This is a genomic window from Fibrobacter sp. UWB7 (genome assembly GCF_900142945.1).
Classification (GTDB): domain Bacteria; phylum Fibrobacterota; class Fibrobacteria; order Fibrobacterales; family Fibrobacteraceae; genus Fibrobacter.
In genome coordinates this window covers 278,323-297,603 of the sequence record NZ_FRCO01000003.1, presented here as the reverse complement: position 1 = coordinate 297,603, position 19,281 = coordinate 278,323, and the positions used below count along the sequence as shown (strand labels likewise).

Genomic DNA, 19,281 nt, shown 5'->3' with positions numbered 1-19,281 from the left:
ATACTATAATTTTAAGGTCTTCAGATATGCTTTTTGTTCATCCGTGATACGATAGCTTTCAATCGCCTTCTGGATAGTCTTGTTATGCGTCCATGTATCGAGCGCATGTTTTTCAATGAACGGGAGTGTCGCCTCGTACTGCTTTGCAAGTGCCGTCGCAAAGAACCACGCCACCATCATATTGAGGTAATATTCCTCGCTGCGGATTTTCGCAACCCACTTCAAAAATTTCGGTTCAAAGTCATCGTCCAAAAAGAACGACATCAAAGTTTCAATGCCAAAGCGTACCGTGTAGACATCGGTCACAGGATCTTTCATCCAGCGTTCGACATCTTTCAAAAGTCGCTTGCGGTTCGCAGCCTTCGCAAAAACTTTCGGGCGCATTTGGTCGCACGTCGCCCAGTTATCCACATACGGCAAGAACGCATCGATGTGAGACACGCAATCATCATAGTCCTTGATTAAAGACAAAATAAACGCATGGATTTGATTTTCGTCGTAATACTTGTGCGGGAGCGTGGTCAAGAATTTTTCCACATCGGGGTGACTTGCAAATTCCTTTGCTATGGCACGCAAATCGGGAGTGCGCACGCCGATAATCGACTTTGCATCCGTCGTCGGAATCAACTTGCTATGGAAAGCCTTGAACTTTAAATCCTGTTTTGCAAAAAGCGCTTTTTGGATTTCATTAACGACATTCATTACTTTATCTCACCTCGCCAAATTAACCTTTTCCATCGGCAGACTCCATGGATAATTCGCCTCCGCGGAATTGGGTTCTTTCACAGGAATCACAACCGCATTAGGATAAGCTCCAAAATCCACACAAATCAAGAACACCGGAAACACAAGGGCGAACAAGACCGCCAATTCCCTATTCCCAGCTTCAAGCTCTTCCCTTTCTTCTTTTTTTGTCTTCCCCGTCCACCAATCGCGTTCATCATCGTGGCTGTGGTCTATTTCTTTCTTTTTTCGATGCACGTACGCGGCACCATAGACAACGTCATCCTTTTTCGCTTCCAAATACATTTCGCTTTCTGCCGTATTTTCAATAGTGCAGGCATCGCTAGCAGAACACACCAATTCGCCATTCCGGTAAATGGAATAATCCCCAGCCCCATCCGATACAGAAACGCTCATATAAGAAGCACAGCCCACCAGCCAAAACGAAATCACGAACAAAATGCAAAAGAATCTCATACGCCAAACTTCACTCCAACAGAAAAACCATGAACAACTTCTTTCGAGCCATCAAGGATATTTTTCATTTTATAAATTTCTCTGAAATAGCGAGATTCCAGCATAATATGGACTTCATTTTTCAACTTTAATGAAAGTCCCAATTCCACAAAATATCCCGGTGTCACAACGGATTCACTTTCCGTTTTTTCTTCTTTAAGACCATACCTGTTTTCAAACTCTGTTTTGATCTCCGTTGCGACGAGTCCACCATTGATACCGGCACCCAGATACGGGACCACAAAACGACGCCCGAACATATACGCCACAGAAAAAGAAGCGCCCAGCACGGAGCCATGCACGCCTTTGGGTTTTGAGCCCAAGAAGGCAATATTCAAATTTGCCGCCATCTTGATAGATTCCACATTGAACTGCACAAACGGTTCATAATTGTAATCCACAAACTTTATCGGAGCAATCAGTCCTATAGCGCCAAAACCGAAACCACAAATAAATTCTTTTTCCCAGCGATCCATTTTCCGAGCAACATAACTTGCAACAGGAGCAAAGTCCTCCGGTGAATAAGCAATATGTCCATAAGACCAAAGCAACTTACCTTCCGGGCTCCGCTTTTCATAAATGACAGCTACCCCTTTTTCTTTGCGAATCAACTTTATTTGCAGCAAGTAATCGCAATCAGACTTATTGGGGACAACTTCATCGCCTTCAACGGCAACATATTCTTTAGTTAAAGAAACAATTTTTTCAGCATAGTCTTCGTGAACATTTTTCAAATGCACCGGCAATATGTAATACGACGTTTTCGCCCACAAAGGCGCCGCAAGCAGAACTGCAAAAATAAAAGGACAAATAAATTTCATGAAAGCAAAGCACCCAAAAACGCAATCAAACTTGAACTACCGCACAATATTCCGACAATTCAAACGAAGAGCTCCGTAAACATAAGCCGTACCATTACGCGTTTCGCAAGTTTCATCATACGATTCATCGCATGCCTCGACAACCTTCGGAGATGCCATCGAATAGCAGCCCTCTACTGTCGCTTCATTATTATGACACTTAGCGAAGCCCAATTCCAGAGTCAAAGAGTCGCAATTATCCATAGGCAAGCAAAATGACACCTTCGATATATTGTAAGCCATCGGGTAATACCCCTGCATCGTCGTCATATCAATACGGCACAACGTCTTCGAAGTTGCAACGCTCGAAGAACTTTCGGCAAACGGATTTTCCGCAGAAGAAAGCGCCGCTGACGAGCTGAGATTATTACCAGCGCCAGGACCCGAAACATCCGCAGAAGATGAAGACTGCAAAACATTTTCTTGCGGCGATGCAGAATTATCATCACAGCCAAGCATCATGCCACAAGCAAGAACAGATACAGCACAAATAACATTCCAAGTCGTTTTCTTCATAAGGGATCCTTCTCCACTCTCTTAATTTGTTCTCTACAATATACAAAAAAGCACCCTTAAAAGGGTGCCAGTATATGGACAACATCCTCGATAGGGTGGCTTTCATCATCTATGCTTCCGAGACCCGCATTCGAACTGTTGATCGATGCGATCAAGGCTTTTCCAAAAGAAGTAGCATTCACATCAGCTTTCATCACCGAAGTCCCAAACTGATGACCGCACGTGCCACAAGTCACGGCAATATTTTTCGCCCCCGAAAGAGGACTCCCGCCACCACCGGTACAATAGGCAGTTTCGTGACACTTCGGGCATTCCGCCTGAAACATCGGCTTTTCCCACAAGCGAAGCAACCCGCCCAAGAAAGCCACCGGCACATTCCATTCTCCAGAATAAGCTAGCCCAAAACGAATGCAGTCTATATGGCAACGTGCCATCTTATCATCAGCAAGAATGCGCTCCCTATTACGAATAAATAGAGGCACGCTTTCGCGAAGAATACGCCGACGGCGTTCCTTGCGAGCCCTGTAAATATCAGCAATTGCACGTTCTTCCATGTGCAACGCCTGCTGATCATCGCTGATTGTCGACTTTTTCATAAAATTCCTTCACTAAGGTTCACCAGCCCATCAATCCAAGTATAGTGAATGACATTGTGGACACGAATTAGACTATCGACAGTAGCACGAGGAACTCTCGAAAAATCAAAAGGGCGGCACCCCGACTCAATTCGCTTTTCAAAATAGAACAATGTATCGCCTTTTCTTTCAAACTTGTCTGTAGTTTCAAATTCTGTGTTTTCCCAACTGGTAAATCCATCAGGACATTTGCTCGTATATTCCCTCAAGAAATTTTCTCGTTCTCTATTGATTTCAATAATCAACTCTGTGACAAACGTGGATATAAAAAAACAACACTCGCCCAAAACCAAAAATTGTTAAGCGTTGATTTCAAATCTTGTATAATCATTCTACCCACTTTTATATTTCGTCATCCCTCAGCATGTTCGAAGCTGCTGATCTAAAAAGTTTCCTCATGAATGCTTCATACTCGGGATCGCCTTTTTTAGGAGGAAGAACGATCTTGTTGGGGACAGTTTTGTTGTTCTGCTTCTGATCATTTTCAATTTGTTTTTCTTCCATATTGGACTCCTTTTTAAATAAAAACGCCGTTTTTCCATCATAATCGGCAATTTCACCATTTTCGACGATGCTCCCCCAGGTCCCCTTAAATCAGGCACCTTCCACGCACGTCGGGCGCATATATGCTAATACACGCATAATTATTATCGAAAAACAAAAAGAAAAAGTAAACTGATTGGGATATACCGAATAAAAAAAGACGTGCAAGGTTACGAAGCAGCGAAACATTTATATTTCGATATTTCGTAACCGAAGCAGTCTTGCGTATAACGCAAAATTCCCCGGAACTTTAGATTCCGAGGATTAATAATTCAAGTCTCAAAAAGACGACTATGCGACTTTCGCCTTATTAAGCATAGATGCTTCGCATCCTAGCCTCAGCGGCTCGGTCATGCCCGTGCAAGCACGGTCGCGACCCTCGCCTTACCAGGCTTTTACCGTCGTGAAAGCGAAAGCTTCTCCGTCGGCGTCGTTTGCTTCGAGGTAGTTTATCTTACAGCTTCGACGAAGACCTTTTCGCCATCTGCATCAGATTCCTGCAAACCAGCCGTAGAATCCTTCCACACGATAGCGTTCGCTTGCGTCTGGCGCGAGGCGCCCTACCGCAAAGGCTCGGGAAAAAGCCTTCCGGAAACATAAAGAAGTTCGGTTTCTTTTTTACGGGAAATACTTCATGATGTATAAATATAAATAAATTTTACAATCATCTATATTTTGATACACATTTTTCCACAACGTTTGAGTCTAAAAATTTATCCCATCGGCATTCTTGGAAATCACCTTTCATAATGCCATCTATTTTCTCATAAAAAAGTTTATACTCAAAAGACTCAGGATTATTCCTCAAGGCGCTATCAAAACACTTAGGACTTATCATATCGAAATATTGATATTCATTTCCGTCATAGTAAATGATATTCAATGTTTCACCAACACATTCACGTGGAGGAATTCCTCTTTTTTTAATGGACATCTTTTTTTCAGAAAAATAAGACATAACGAGTCTGTAATCCATAGAGTTAATTGAGTATTCTTTACGGCATTTGTCCATGAAAAAATTTTCATATTCCTGGGAAGTGTAACTTTCTCCTACACATAATCCGATATCTGGATATCCAATATCCCAAGATGGGAAATTAAGAAACTTATAAATACGAATTTTATTTGAATCTAATGGGATAAAACCAATTTTCCTTTGATGATCTTTTTCAAAAAGGATATAAAACCCCTTATCTTTCCACGATATTTCTTCGTCACTAATACGACCGTAAAAATCAACATAATAGCCCACACCAGTCGGAGGAACTAACTCCGTTCTATATTCACTTTGCGGAGGGACTTTTGACAATTCTTTAGACGGTTCTAAATTACTTGATGCGCAAGCAGCAAATAATATAAGAATCCAGGAATACTTTATAAAGCTCAGCATAATTTATCACAATACATCAATAAACATTGGAGCAAAACAACTTCATATGAATATAAAAATATCCCCGGAATTTTAGATTCCGGGGATAAAGTATTTCTGGTTTGGCTGGGAAATCCCCGCCTTCGTGGGGATGACAATTACGCCTTAACCGTCATGAAGCTGAAAGCTTCCCCATCGGCGTCGTTTGCTTCGAGGCCATCGGCAGCGGCAGCCCACTTGATGGCGACAGCTTGCGTTTGGCACTTCGTGCCCAAACTCTTCGGCTCGGCAATGTCCACGCAAGCGTGGCCGCTGCTCTCGCCTTGCAAGGTTGTCACCTGCGATGTACTTATCTCACAGCTTCGACGAAGACCTTTTCGCCATCTGCATCAGATTCCTGCAAACCAGCAGTAGAATCCTTCCACACGATAGCGTTAGCTTGTGTCTCGCCCTTGATGTAAGATTCGTTTTCCTTCACAGCCTGCTTCAGCACTTCGCTTTCAGAATAAAGTTCAATGCTGATACGGTCAGAGATTGCAAAGTTCTGGTCCTTACGGCGGTTCTGGATGCGGTTCACGAGTTCGCGGGCCACACAGGCGCGGCGGAGTTCGTCCGTAATCTTGAGATCCAGAGCCACAGTGAAGTGCTGGTTGGCTTCCACAGCCATGCCGTCAGCAACAATGCGGTTGAGCATCAAGCAGTCAGCACCAACTTCACCAAATTCGAACTTGATCGTCTCGCCAGCCTGGAGAGCCTTGATTTCATCAACCGTAAGGCTGTTGAGCTTAGCGGAAATCACCTTCATGTTCTTTGCGTAATCCGGACCCTTAGCCTTGATAGCGAGGAAGTTCGGCTTAGCAGAAAGCTTCACGAGCTTGGTTTCGTCTTCGAGGAACTTCATTTCGCGAACGTTGAGTTCTTCGAGGATCAAGTCCTTCATCGTTTCAGCAACATTCTTTTCTTCGTTGCCGTGAGCAACGACCGTCATGCTAGCAATCGGCATACGGTTCTTTACGTTGTTCGTTGCACGAATCACGCGGCCCATTTCAACCATGCCACGCACCATGGCGATGCGTTCCACGAGCTTTTCATCCATGAGGGACTTGTCAGCACTCGGGAATTCGCAGAGGTGCACGCTCACCGGAGCATTAGCATCGACTTCGCGAACGAGAATCTGGTAGATTTCTTCGGCGAGGAGCGGGAGGAACGGAGCGAGAATCTTGGAGAAGTCTACGAGCACCTTGTACATGGTAGCATAGGCGGCGTTCTTGTCGCCATCGTTTTCAGACTTCCAGAAACGGCGACGGCTGCGGCGCACGTACCAGTTCGTGAGGTCATCGACCGCGGCAATCACGGCGGGCACCACGTTGTACAGGCGGTAAGCCTTCATTTCCACTTCGACCTTGGCGGCCAAATCCTGCAAGGTAGCAAGCATCCAGCGGTCAAGTTCGTTGTCGCTCTTCACTTCCTGACCCGGCTTCCACGTGAGCTGACCCTTGGCGGCATCGGCGTTATGGTTCGAGACAAAGAATGCGACAGCGTTCCAGAGCGGGAGCATCACCTGCTTCACGATGCCCTTCACGCCTTCTTCGCTGAAGCGGAGGTCTTCGGCCTTGAGGGCAGCAGAGTTGATCATGAACAAGCGAATAGCGTCAGCACCCGTGCGTTCGATGAGGTCGTTCGGATCCGGATAGTTGCGCTTGGACTTACTCATCTTGGAACCGTCTTCGGCCAAGATAATACCGTTCACAATCACGTTCTTGAATGCAGGCTTCTGGAACAGAGCGTTCGAAAGCACCGTCAGCGTGTAGAACCAACCACGAGTCTGGTCGAGACCTTCGGCAATGAAGTCGGCCGGGAAGCTGCGTTCCACGAGTTCCTTGTTTTCGAACGGGTAATGGCGGCTGGCATACGGCATGGAGCCGGATTCGAACCAGCAGTCGAACACTTCCGGCGTGCGGCGGTAAACCTTGCCGTTCTTTTCAATCGTGAGCTTGTCCACAAAGTGCTTGTGCAAGTCATCGAGCTTCACGCCAGTGAGCTGCTGGAGTTCTTCGATGGAACCGACAGCAATCATGTCGCCGTCGTCGCTGAGCCACACCGGAATCGGCGTACCCCAGAAACGGTTACGGGAAAGGTTCCAGTCGCGGGCACCTTCGAGCCACTTGCCGAAACGGCCATTCTTGATATGGTCCGGGACCCAGTTCACGGTCTGGTTGTTTTCGACCATCCATTCCTTCAGGGTCTTGGTCACGCCGTCCTTGCTCGTGACAGGGGCGTCAATCTTCAAGAACCAAGTCTTGAGGGCGCGGTAAATCAGAGGAACGCCGGTACGCCAGCAGTGCGGGTAGCTGTGGACAATCACGTCCTGCTTGAACACGCGGCCCTGTTCCTTGAAGTAGCGGATAATTTCCTTGTCGGCTTCCTTCGCACCGAGACCTTTCCACATCGGGACCTTGTCGGTGAACTTGCCTTCGGTATCGAGCGGGTCGAAAAGGCCGAGGTCGAGTTCAGCACCCTTCTGGAAGTCTTCTTCACCGAAGGAGGGAGCGGTATGCACGGCGCCAGTACCATCTTCGGTACTCACGTAGTCGGCGGGGTAAATCTTGTAGTGGCGGGACAGCTGGTCCGGCGTCACGAACGCATCGGAAATGCGGGAGAGCGGCTCGTAGTCCTTGCCCACGAGTTCAGAGCCCTTGCAGGTATCCACGATGTTCGGGTTCTTGAAGTAGGCGGCGGTGCGGCTTGCGGCAATCCAGTACTTCTTGCCGTCCTGTTCCACAAGGTTGTAGTCCATATCCGGACCCACAACAATGCAGAAGTTGGAATAAAGTGTCCACGGAGTCGTCGTCCACACGAGGATGCTCGTGTCCTTGAACTTGGCTTCGTCCGTGTTGAGCGGGAAGATGAGCGTCAGAGACGGGTCCTGACGGTCCTTATAGCCCTGGTTCGTTTCGAAGTTCGAAAGCGGAGTGGCGAGAGCCGGGCTGTACGGCTGGATGCGGTAGCCCTGGTAGATGAGGCCCTTGTCAAAGCACTGCTTGAACACCCACCACACAGATTCCATGAAGTTTTTGTCCATGGTCTTGTAGCCCTTGTCGAAGTCGACCCAGCGGCCCATGCGGCGCACAGTCTTCTTCCATTCGCTCGTGTACTTGAGCACCTTGCCGCGGCAAGTTTCGTTGAACTTGTCGACGCCAAGCTTCTGGATTTCGGCAACGCCCGCGAGACCGAGTTCGTTCTGCACAAGAGATTCAATCGGAAGGCCGTGGCAGTCCCAACCGAAACCGCGCGGAACCTTCTTGCCCTTCATGGTCCAGTAACGCGGAACGATGTCCTTGATGGTACCGGCAAGCAAGTGACCGTAGTGCGGAAGGCCCGTTGCAAACGGAGGGCCATCGTAGAAAGTATACGGTTCGGTTTCCGGACGGCTGTCAAGCGACTTCTTGAAACTTTCGTCCTTGTCCCACAATCCGAGCACGCGCTCTTCAATCTGCGGGAAGGTCTCTTCTTTCTTTACTTCACGAAACATGATTGAACCTCAGGGGCAAACACCCCACATTAAATTTTCGGGGGTAAATTTAGAAACTTTTGCGTAAGGCGAGTGAAGCGGGACTGTTTACAGGCCCATTTCCGAGCCTAGCAAAAGACACTCAAAGAGTGTCAAAGGCGAGTGCAGCGGCAAAACAACTAGTTGTTTTGACATTGCCGAGCCGAACTAAATGCGCTCCGAAGGAGCGCCAATTAGCAAATTCCCCCTCTATTATCAAATCAATACAAGAAAATCCAGCCAGCCTGAAGCTTACCACGTTTGTCATTTAACGGGATTTCTTCAGGTGCATATTCGAAATACAATCCCCAAGGATGTTTCTTTTTCCAAAATGCACTGATTCCAATCGTCAGCACATTCACACGATGAGCATACCCTGGATAATTTTCTTTCTCATGCGAAGAACCCAAAACATCTATATAGATTCCATAGTTCTTTACTGTAGAACCACCGCTATTAAAAGCCAATCGTTCATAATTGACGTAGGCACCCAAAGAAAATACTTCACCGAGATCAAACATCGCACCGCCGCCAACATTGTACAGAATAAAACCGTCAAAACGTCCCGTCGGATTTTTCACATTAGGTTCATAATTTTCTTTTTGTTCATTGGAATAATAGCCACCCACAAAAGAGACTCCCGCCCCTAAATATGCAGGGCCAATCCATTGCACAACACTCGGGCGCACCCCAATATCCATCGGAATTGAAAATGGAACAGACAAAAACAATCCGCCCTTTTGCCCTGCAAGCGAGTAATCAAACGAAAGCAATTCTACCCTTCCATTGAAAGCCCCACCACCAACAGAGCTTGTTGTATGCGGGGACGAAATTTCTCTATTTTCATCGCCCGCGAAAATTCCACTCGCCTCGATAAAGCGAAATTTTTTCTGATCTGACGAATACTTGAGAACAGCCGCATCGCCCAACATGTTCCCCGACGAGGTCACCGCACACCCCGAAAAAGCCAATGCAGACAAACAAAGAAAAACGGAGCAGGCACACCATCTTTTAACAAAAGAAAAGAACATATTACCTCCAAAGAGTATTCCAACTTAAACTAATTTACCAAAAATAAATTCACAAAATTCGCAAGAAAATTCGCCCACTGTAAGAAAATTATATATATCTATTAATAAATAGGACGGGAGCAGTGAAGCCACAACTTTCGACTTATGTAAGAAAACCGTTAGTCCTTTTTGGACTATCGAGATTTATTGTAAACCTTGAATTTACAATTTCTTGATAGCTATATTAGCGGCTAATCCATTTGAAAAAATCAAAAACAGAGGTACGAAAATGGCAGTAGAAGACAATTATAAAGTTGGACACGTCGTTATGATAACCCTTTCCGCCGCCATCGGAGGGTTCCTTTTCGGCTTTGACTCATCCGTGATTAACGGAGCCAACGTGGCCCTCAAGGGCTATTTCAACTGTAACGATATGCAGCTTGGTCTTGCGGTTTCTCTCGCATTGATCGGCGCTGCCATCGGTGCATATTTCGCCGGCCGTCTGGCCGATAAGTTCGGACGTGTGCGTTGCATGCTTGCAGCCGCCGTCCTTTTCTTTATCAGTGCAATCGGTTCTGGTCTCCCCTTTACCATCTACGATTTCATCGCTTGGCGCGTGATCGGCGGTATCGGTATCGGTGTGGCATCCATCATCGCCCCGATTTACATTGCCGAAACTTCACCGGCGCACTTGCGTGGGCGACTAGGTTCCATGCAGCAGTTCGCTATCGTTATCGGTATTTTCGTGGCACTGCTTTCGAACTACATCATTGTCCGCATTTCGGGTTCCGCAAGCAACTTGATTATGGGCATTGAATCCTGGAAGGTGATGTTCTGGGTCGAAGCTATCCCGGCTTTCCTCTACGGTGTCGCCGCCTGGCAGCTCCCGGAATCCCCGCGTTTCCTCGTGAGCAAGGGTCGCATGGAAGAAGCTCAGAAAGTGCTTTCGATGATTGCATCCGTCGGCATCAAGGAAAAGGCTCAGGAAATCGAAGACTCCTTCAAGACTCACAAGCCGGCCAAGCTTTCTGACCTCCTCGAAACGGTCGCTGGCAAAAAGCGCGTCGCTCCGATTGTCTGGGCTGGTCTCAGTATCGCCATTCTCCAGCAGCTCGTGGGTATTAACGTGATCTTCTACTATGGTTCCATGCTTTGGCAGAGTGTCGGTTTCGGTGAAAGCGATGCATTCCTTACGAGCGTGATTTCCAGTGCCATCAACTTGACCATGACTATCGCTGCTATTCTCCTTATCGATAAGATTGGTCGTAAGCCGCTTTTGCTCATCGGTTCTGCAGGCATGACCGTTACGCTCGGCATTCTCGCGTGCTGCTTCCTCTTCGGTTCCGACGCTAGCGGTAACCTCACAGGCAATAGCGGTATTTTCGCCCTCCTCGCCGCAAACTTCTACGTGGCTTTCTTCGCCGCTACTTGGGGTCCGGTGATGTGGGTGATGCTTGGCGAAATGTTCAACAACCGCATTCGTGCCGTGGCAATCGCAATATGCGGCCTTGCCCAGTGGGGTGCAAACTTCTTGGTCAGCTGGTCTTTCCCGGTTCTCGTCGGCAAGGACGGCATCGGCATCGGCCCGACCTACTTGATTTACACGACCTTCGCAGCAATAAGCTTTGTGTTAGTCGCCAAGCTGGTGAACGAAACCAAGGGCAAGAAACTCGAAGCCATGTAATCACAAGATTTGCTATAAATCAGCCCATCGAAGGTCTCGGATTTTCCGGGACCTTTCCTTATATAACTATTTTAATTTTTATTGGGTATTTAAATTGTTGTTGGACTAGGATTATGAATTACAAAACATTAGCACTCACTTCTGGACTCGCGTTCGGACTCGCAGGCATTGCCATGGCAAACCCCATCAAAACCATTCCTTGGAACGGCCATGTCGGAGCCGTAAGTTTCACTTTCGATGACGCTCTCGAAAATCAAATCGAAAATCTAAAGCCTGTGCTTGACAAACTGCCCGACGTGCACGTCACGTTTTTCCTCACAAGCATGGGGAGCGGCTATAGGCAACAGGCTGACGGTTATGCAGCGCTCGCAAACAGTGGTCACGAAATGGGCAACCATACCGAATCGCACGGGCACCTGACTTCGATTAGCGACAACAGCGAATTGGAAAAAGAAATCATCCAGTTTGCCGAAAACATCGAAAAGACGCTCGCGGACAACGGAGCAAACATACGCGTGATTTCATTTGCCACTCCTTTCTGCGAAAACAATGACAATATCAAAAGCATCATTGCCAAGCACCATTTCATCAACCGCGACTGCGGTTGGCATGGGCGCAACGAATGGGATACCGAACCGGACTGGTTAAGCCTCAGAGCAAAAATCTGGACGCGCTCAGGCGCCACCGTAGACGAGATGCTTTCGTCGCTCGACACGGCGGCTTTCATCGGCAACTTCGAAGGCGCGAACCCGTGGGACGTTCAAGTGAAAGGCGGTTCTTGGCTCGTAGTCTTGAACCATGGCGTCACTGACGACCAGGGCGACGATTACGCCATCGACCCTGCGGATATCGAAAAGCAATTCAAGCACGCTATCGAAAACAAGCTTTGGGTCGCACCGTTTGGCACCGTAGGCGCCTATTACCGCGCCCACTTTATCGTCGATGCAGCCAAAGAAACCGCAACAGACGATGGTTTTACTGTAGAATGGGAAATTCCTAGCGAGTACATGCCCGCAAGCATTCCGCTCCGAGTAAACATCGACACTCAAAGCGTTGGCGAAAATGCAATCGTAGAACAGGGCGGCAAAGCCATCAAGCGCGAAAGCGACGGCAGCTACGTTATCGAATTCACGGAAAAAAGCCTCAAGGTTCGAAAGCCAAAGCCTGGCGAGAATCCCGATTCGGAAACGTCACTTCCGAGCGTAGCAAAACGCCCACTCGCAGGTTCTCAAAACTACACAAAGTACACACTCTTCGACTTGAACGGAAATGCTCTTGGGAACGTCAACGGCTTTGAAGTGCCTGCAAAATTTCCAAAAGGCACGTACATCATCCGCGCCGAAGCGGCCAGTCAAATGCCTTTAATCAAAAAAGTTCATCGATAGCCTTCTTGACCTAACGAAAATACAAGAAATAACTGGATCCTTCGGGCTTAAGCCCTCAGGATGACAGGCCGGGATGACATCAAAAAAAACCGGGGCTTTCGCCTCGGTTTTTTTGCAAATTCGCTTTGTAACGTTGCGGATTACTTGACGTTGACGCGGTTCATTTCAGAACCCACGCGAACGATGTAGGAACCCGTAGCCGGAACGTTAACGGTCAAGCTGCTGCTCATCAGCATGCCACCAGCAATTGCCTTGCCCTGCATGTTGTAGACAGCGAACACGCTACCAGCCTTAGCACCGTTGATTTCGAGCTTCATGCCGTTTGCACGGACACTGAAGGTCGGCATCATGGAGACCTTGTAGAGGCTGACCGGCTTGATTTCCACGCCAGTGAGCTTGACCGGATCAATAGCCTGCTTAGAACCATCGAGGAATTCGACAGCCTTGATGGAGATTTCACCAATGCCACCCTTAGCATCCTTGACTTCCCACTTGAGGCCCTTGATAGCCTTGAGGATCTGAGCGCCTTCCGGAGCATTGTTTCTGCTGACCCAGTCAAGAATGGTAATTTCACTCTTGCCACCCAAGCCAACGAAACCGTAATCGCTCGGGGTCATATCATAGGTCACTTCCTTGTAGTCTTCGGTGTTGTCAACATAGACACCCGGTTCAGAACCAGCACCAGCGTTTTCGACCTTCTTTTCTTCGTTTTCGTCAGTAATGGTATTGAGAATAGCCATGCGGATCGGGCCAGTAGACTTAGCCGTCACGCGGATGTACTTAATGCCGAGAGCAGAGAAGTCCACACCGCAGCTCTTGTCCTTCTTGCAGTCATCCTTCTTGAAGGAAACGGCGATACCAGCAGACGGATACTTGAGGGTACCAGCAGCGGCAGCTTCCGGAGTCCATTCCGGTTCCGGACCGATTTCCATAGAAGCGCGGGCAATGATAGAACCATCATCCAACTTGTAAAGCGGAGAGTCACCAGAATCCGGGACCATCTTGGTACCGATACCGAGCTTGTCGTGGTATGCACCCCAGTTCCAGAGGCCAGAAACACCAACAGTCGTATCACCAAATGCCAAGTGTTCACCATCGCCTTCCTTGATGGACGGAGCCTTGGACGGATCCGGAGTGAAGGCGGTAAAGCCAGTCATGTTATAGAAGTTCGGCATGTTACCCGTCACGAGGAGGAGGTAGAGCATGTTCAAAGTAGCCGGATAGTACTTTTCACCAGCGACAGAACCTTCACCGCAACCCTGGGCGGTAGTGCAGCTTTCCTTTTCCTTAAGGACCTTGTAAACCGTACCGAGATAGGTTTCAGCTTCCTTGCTATCGATAGAAGACGTTGCAAGGCCGAGACCGCCGGAGAACGTAGAAGAAACAAAGTTACGTTCGTCGCTCTTGTCAGCCATGAAGATGCCACCAGTGTACTTATAACCAGAATTTACGCCACTAGCCGTGCGGGTTTCCGGAATGAGCCAGTCCACAATCTTCTTGTTGAAAGCCTGAGCCTTGGTATCACCGTACCAGTAATATGCCCATGCCATACGCCACGGCGTACGGGCTGCGTCATCGTAGAAACCAATGTCATTGGCAACGGCTGCAGACGTCAAAATCGGCTTGTGAGAGTTCCAGTCGCACCAGTCCGGAACAAGACCTGTCTTGGAATCCTGGCAAGCGTTCAAGTCCGTATAAGCCTGAGAGATGACGCTAGACCAAGAACCACCGGCAACGTCCTGGAAAAGCTGGAAGTTGGCTGTCGTTGTATAGCTCGGGTTGAAACCGTCGTTCCACTGGTTACCCGGCTTAATCTTGTTGCTGCCGATATCGTTAGAAGCAATCCAGGTAATGAGGGACTTACCGGCAGTGAGGTAAGAAGCATCATTCCACTGCTTAGAAGCCATCACGAGAGCGAGAGCAGCATCGAAGTCAGCGTCAGATGCAGTACCTGTACCGCCACTGCATCCGATACGCCAGTTCATACCACCATTGGCACCAACACTGTTGCTTGTCCAAGTCTTATAAAGATTTTTGAAAACTTCCTGATCATCCATATAGACGGTAATCAACATACCGTAAGCAATAGCTTCAGAAACGGTAGAACACGTTCCTTCCGGAGCGAGCACATAACCATTGCTAGCCTGGTACCAAGCCTGTTTCCACTTTGCATAGTGGGACTTGATCATGTCCGTATCGGCGTATTCAATAATCTTGCCGTGCGGATACTTCGTGTTCTGCGGAAACGGGAAGTTTCCTGCAGCAGATGCTGTCACTGCAGTTGCGGCTGCGAGGCCCAGCATAACTTTTACCAAATTCTTCATATGAATTCCTTTAAAAAAAAAGATTTCACCCATCCAAGCTAAAAGATAGTTTGATACTATATAAAAAATCAACCCTTCTTTTGTAAAAGGATTGACATAATGCGTAAAATCACACAAAAAGTGTTCTTAAAGTGTTCCTATACATCAACTTACGTTAACTTTTCTTTGCATTAAGGAGCTCATCGTCCCGAGAACCTTCGCCGCGACAAACGGTTTCTCCAAATGAGCATCCATTCCCGAAGCCATCGACTTCTGACGGTCTTCTTCAAAAGCATTCGCAGAAAGCGCGACAATAGGTAACTTTGAACTCGGATAAAGCTTACGGATAGCCATCGCTGCCTCATATCCATCCATCACAGGCATCTGCACATCCATCAAAATGCAGTCGTAATAACCCGCCGGTTGCTCGCTAACTTTCGTCACCGCCTCTAATCCATTTTCGGCACATTCGACAACCATTTCGGCATCATGCAAAAAATCTTGCGCGACTTCACGGTTGAACTCGTTATCTTCAACGAGCAATACACGCTTGCCCTTTAAAAATTCGGCATTTTCAAGCGAACACGTCTCTACATTTTCCAGGGAAACATCGCTTTCGCTTACAATTTTGAACTGTGTGCGCACATGGACTGTTGTTCCCAAGCCAATTTCACTCTGGACATCTATTTCACCTCCCATCATATCGACAAGGCGCTTTACAATAGACATGCCCAGCCCCGTTCCCGGCACTCCGCTTTGGGTCGAAGACTGTTCACGGGCAAATTCATCGTAGATATGTTCCAAAAATTCCTTGGACATACCAAGACCGTTATCACTTATTTCAAAGTTGAATACCGCAAATCCACTAACACGGCACGGGAGTTCTTCAACGGTAAAAACGACACGCCCGCCAAACGTCGTAAACTTTTGCGCATTCGAAATAATATTGTACAGGATTTGGCGCAGGCTATTCACATTGGCGACGACAAAGTTATTCTTGATTGCCGAAAAGTCCCTGACAAACGAGATATTCTTATGCTTCATCATGGGTTCACAGGCATCGCAAAGCTCGTCCATGCAGGAGGTAAGATTCACCATGCGTTCCTTGAGCGACACTTGCCCGGACTCTATTTTCGCCATGTCCAGCACTTCTTCAATCAGCTGGAGCAAGAAACCGCCCGACAGGCGAATTTTCCGCAAGGCATCCTGGACATCTACCTGGTTTTGAAGGTGGCGCTCGGCACGGTCCGCATAACCGATAATCGCATTCATCGGTGTACGGATATCGTGACTCATGTTGAGGAGGAACTTAGATTTTGCCTCTTTAGCCTCAGCAGCATAGGCATTCGCCTCGCGCAACTTGAAGTCCAGTTCATCTTGGCGATTTTTTAAGCGACGTCTAAAAGCAATCCAGACAAGCGAGCTAAGCAACATCAGTCCAAGAATCCCAAAGACAGCGCCAAACACAACCATAATCTGAGAATACTGGTGTTCCACCCCCGAGTAATTGGGCATCCGGAAACCGGCATACTTGATGACTTTCGCACGAACAGTCTTTGGAGAAATCGCCAGCATGCTCTTCGTCAAGACAGAAGCCAGTTCACGAGGGACATCTCTTGGAACGGCAATGCGCAAGCCAAGCAACAAGCTGTCGTTATGGTCAAACAACCGGTCGCGCAAATATTCCGGCGTAAAGACCCACCAATCGTCACCGCCCGCCATGTCATACGTTGCATCAAGAACTATCTGCAATTTCTTGAATTTAACGCTATTATCGCCATCATTTTCTGACGGTTTAACAAATTCATACTTCAAGCCGTATTGCCCTGCAATTTCAGCAAAGAGATCCATCAAGACGCCTCTTGCGACATCACCATCCATATAGGCGTACGGGAATTTTGCATCTTGAACAGTAACCTTCAAAAACTTGTTAGATTGTTTCAAAGCCTTCAGAAACAACCGTTCGCGTTCGCTAAGCACCGATGAATTATTTTGTTCTTTATCAAAATATTTAAGATAAAGTTGGTTTCTCCAGCTTGGGTTTTCATCATCCATTTGACCAATCGCATAATTGATTTCGTCAAGCAAACCCTTATCGGACTTGCGGACGAGAATGCAATCATCATTGGGTCCGACAGGCAAAGAGCAGGTAAACAACGCCCCTAGATTTTCAGTCTTTTGATTCGATGTTACAAGGTCAATATCGCTACTTTCGAGCATCTTGAGCATGTCGTTCCAAGTCTTATCGTAGCCGACAAATTCAAAATTCAAATCGGCATAGCGCGACATCAAGCGGAGCAGCTCGTATACGTAGCCGCCCTTTTCACCCTTTGGAGAAATTTCATGATAGCCGGAATTAGCGAAAAAGCCCACTTTAACAGTCTGTGGACTCGCAAAGATCTGCCCCCCAACCAGCAGAAAAAACAATACACTTAAGAGCGTTACGCGCATAAGCAAACATCCAGCCAAATTTTATTATAATTATATTACAATATATATACAATTTTTATAAAAATGGCAATATTGAACATATTAGCACAAAAAGAGCGTTGTGACGGCAAGCAACTTTTTCAACGAAGTTACAATTTTCTTACACTTGATTTTCAAAATTATATACATTTATTACGTATTGTATTTGGGTTTCAAAGGATTGCGTTATGGATGTGAAACGCCCTCTTATACTGATTGTTGACGATGTGGCCATGAACAGGGCACTGTTATCGGACGTACTCAGTGACAAATACAACATTATCGAAGCTGAAAACGGCAACGAAGCGTTGCTGATCCTCCGAGAAAAGACCTCCGAAATTTCACTCGTGCTCCTCGACATGGTGATGCCCGAAAAAGACGGCATGGAAGTGCTCGCCATCATGAACAAGAACGGTTGGATTAACGAAATCCCGGTCATCATGATCTCTGGCGAAACCGCACACGCGCTTATCGAAGGCGCCTACATGCTCGGCGTGACCGATTTTATCGGACGACCGTTCGACGAGATGGTCCTCAAGAACCGTGTAAACAACACCATCCGCCTCTACCAAAAGCAAAAGAACCTTTCGGACCTCGTCTTAAACCAGATTTACGAAAAGACTCGCAACAACAGCATGATGGTGACTATGCTGAGCCACATTGTGGAATTCCGCAATGGCGAAAGCGGCATGCACGTGCTGCACATCAACACCATCACCGAAATGCTCTTGCGCGAACTATTGCACCGTTCGAACAAGTACCAAATCAATAAAAACGATATCGTGATTATCTGCACGGCATCTTCCATGCACGATATCGGAAAGATTACGATTCCCGACGAGATTTTGAACAAGCCCGGCAAACTCACGCCCGAAGAGTTCAACATCATGAAGGCGCACACCGTCAACTGTGCCCAGATGCTCAACGCGGTCCCGGTCGGGAAAGACGAACCGTTGATGAAGTACGCCTACGAGATTTGCCGCTGGCACCATGAACGCTATGACGGCCGCGGATACCCAGACGGTCTCAAGGGTGACGAAATCCCTATAGCCGCACAAATCGTCTCCATCGCAGACGTGTACGACGCTCTTACGAGCGAGCGCTGCTACAAGCACGCCTTCACGCACGAAAAAGCACTCGAGATGATCCACAACAACGAATGCGGCGTATTCAACCCCATCCTGATTGAATGCCTCGACGCCATCGCCGACAGACTTGTGACTGCGCTACAGACGTTCGACTGGAGCAAGCAAGCGGACAAGGACTTTTACTACATCGCCGATGCGATGATGAACGACCAAAATCATCCGATTTACAATCAGGCGTTCAGGCAGTTAATTGACGAACGCAAGAAATGCCACTTCTTTGAATACTCACTGAACGGGATTCTTTTCGAATACACGTTCACCCCGTCGGTCATAAAGCTTTCTTCAAAGGCATCACAAAAGCTTGGATTACCAAGAACAATTATCGACGAATACAAGCCAAACGAAGAAGCCAAAGACGTCGCAGAAAACCTCGAAAAGATCAGGAAAATTATACGACGCAAATCGACACCCAAAGATAAGCCAATCCTTATCAAGCAAACATTCAACATAGACGGTCAAAGCACCCCCTGCAATGTCAAGGCGCTTCAGATTTGGACTAAAGGCGCGAATGATGTTCCGGTCTTATCTGCCGTTTATGGACACATCGATATTTCAAAACAAGGTTAGGAT

General features: G+C 47.5%; 15 protein-coding genes. 3 read left to right on the top strand and 12 right to left on the bottom strand.

Going from position 1 to position 19,281, the window contains the following annotated elements:
- Window positions 1-3: 3 nt before the first annotated feature.
- The 10 genes from BUC30_RS10965 to BUC30_RS10930 all read right to left on the bottom strand — a co-directional run bounded on the left by BUC30_RS10965 (window position 4) and on the right by BUC30_RS10930 (window position 9,743).
- Window positions 4-702, bottom strand: coding sequence for a DNA alkylation repair protein (locus BUC30_RS10965; RefSeq protein WP_073424897.1), 699 nt, complete (start codon window positions 700-702; stop codon window positions 4-6).
- A gap of 9 nt (window positions 703-711) precedes the next feature.
- Complete coding sequence (locus tag BUC30_RS10960) at window positions 712-1,200, bottom strand: hypothetical protein (RefSeq protein WP_073424896.1); 489 nt, start codon at window positions 1,198-1,200, stop codon at window positions 712-714.
- Window positions 1,197-2,060, bottom strand: a complete 864-nt coding sequence (locus tag BUC30_RS16205) for a hypothetical protein (RefSeq protein ID WP_073424895.1) — start codon at window positions 2,058-2,060, stop codon at window positions 1,197-1,199. Before BUC30_RS16205 ends, BUC30_RS10960 begins: the two co-directional genes overlap by 4 nt.
- Window positions 2,061-2,096: 36 nt before the next feature.
- Window positions 2,097-2,615: a hypothetical protein gene (locus tag BUC30_RS10950; protein WP_073424894.1), complete on the bottom strand. Its 519-nt coding sequence runs from the start codon at window positions 2,613-2,615 to the stop codon at window positions 2,097-2,099.
- Window positions 2,616-2,671: 56 nt separating this feature from the next.
- Entirely contained in the window at window positions 2,672-3,211 is a 540-nt protein-coding gene (locus BUC30_RS10945; protein WP_073424893.1) for a hypothetical protein, read from the bottom strand.
- 381 nt (window positions 3,212-3,592) lie between these two features.
- Window positions 3,593-3,754, bottom strand: a complete 162-nt coding sequence (locus BUC30_RS16135; RefSeq protein WP_170861537.1) for a hypothetical protein — start codon at window positions 3,752-3,754, stop codon at window positions 3,593-3,595.
- Between the two features lie 703 nt (window positions 3,755-4,457).
- Window positions 4,458-5,183, bottom strand: coding sequence for a hypothetical protein (locus BUC30_RS10940; protein ID WP_139260833.1), 726 nt, complete (start codon window positions 5,181-5,183; stop codon window positions 4,458-4,460).
- A 137-nt stretch (window positions 5,184-5,320) separates the two neighbouring features.
- Entirely contained in the window at window positions 5,321-5,500 is a 180-nt protein-coding gene (locus BUC30_RS15905) for a hypothetical protein (RefSeq protein WP_139260832.1), read from the bottom strand.
- Window positions 5,501-5,511: 11 nt separating this feature from the next.
- Window positions 5,512-8,694, bottom strand: coding sequence for an isoleucine--tRNA ligase (gene ileS, locus BUC30_RS10935; RefSeq protein ID WP_073424891.1), 3,183 nt, complete (start codon window positions 8,692-8,694; stop codon window positions 5,512-5,514).
- Between the two features lie 239 nt (window positions 8,695-8,933).
- Window positions 8,934-9,743: a hypothetical protein gene (locus BUC30_RS10930; protein ID WP_139260831.1), complete on the bottom strand. Its 810-nt coding sequence runs from the start codon at window positions 9,741-9,743 to the stop codon at window positions 8,934-8,936.
- A 268-nt stretch (window positions 9,744-10,011) separates the two neighbouring features.
- Between BUC30_RS10930 and BUC30_RS10925 the strand changes: the two genes are divergently transcribed.
- Together BUC30_RS10925 and BUC30_RS10920 are read left to right on the top strand one after the other, a co-directional pair.
- On the top strand, window positions 10,012-11,406 hold the full coding sequence (locus tag BUC30_RS10925) for a sugar porter family MFS transporter (protein ID WP_073424889.1): 1,395 nt from the start codon (window positions 10,012-10,014) through the stop codon (window positions 11,404-11,406).
- Between the two features lie 113 nt (window positions 11,407-11,519).
- A complete protein-coding gene (locus BUC30_RS10920) occupies window positions 11,520-12,791 on the top strand; it encodes a polysaccharide deacetylase family protein (protein WP_073424888.1) in 1,272 nt (423 codons plus the stop codon).
- A gap of 140 nt (window positions 12,792-12,931) precedes the next feature.
- On the opposite strand, the gene BUC30_RS10915 is transcribed toward BUC30_RS10920, so the two are convergent.
- Both BUC30_RS10915 and BUC30_RS10910 read right to left on the bottom strand, forming a co-directional pair.
- On the bottom strand, window positions 12,932-15,115 hold the full coding sequence (locus BUC30_RS10915; RefSeq protein WP_085491597.1) for a glycosyl hydrolase family 8: 2,184 nt from the start codon (window positions 15,113-15,115) through the stop codon (window positions 12,932-12,934).
- Between the two features lie 144 nt (window positions 15,116-15,259).
- Window positions 15,260-17,467, bottom strand: a complete 2,208-nt coding sequence (locus BUC30_RS10910) for an ATP-binding protein (RefSeq protein WP_073424886.1) — start codon at window positions 17,465-17,467, stop codon at window positions 15,260-15,262.
- A 284-nt stretch (window positions 17,468-17,751) separates the two neighbouring features.
- Between BUC30_RS10910 and BUC30_RS10905 the strand changes: the two genes are divergently transcribed.
- Window positions 17,752-19,278 (top strand): HD-GYP domain-containing protein, encoded by a 1,527-nt coding sequence (locus BUC30_RS10905; protein WP_073424885.1) that lies wholly within the window; start codon window positions 17,752-17,754, stop codon window positions 19,276-19,278.
- Window positions 19,279-19,281: the final 3 nt, after the last annotated feature.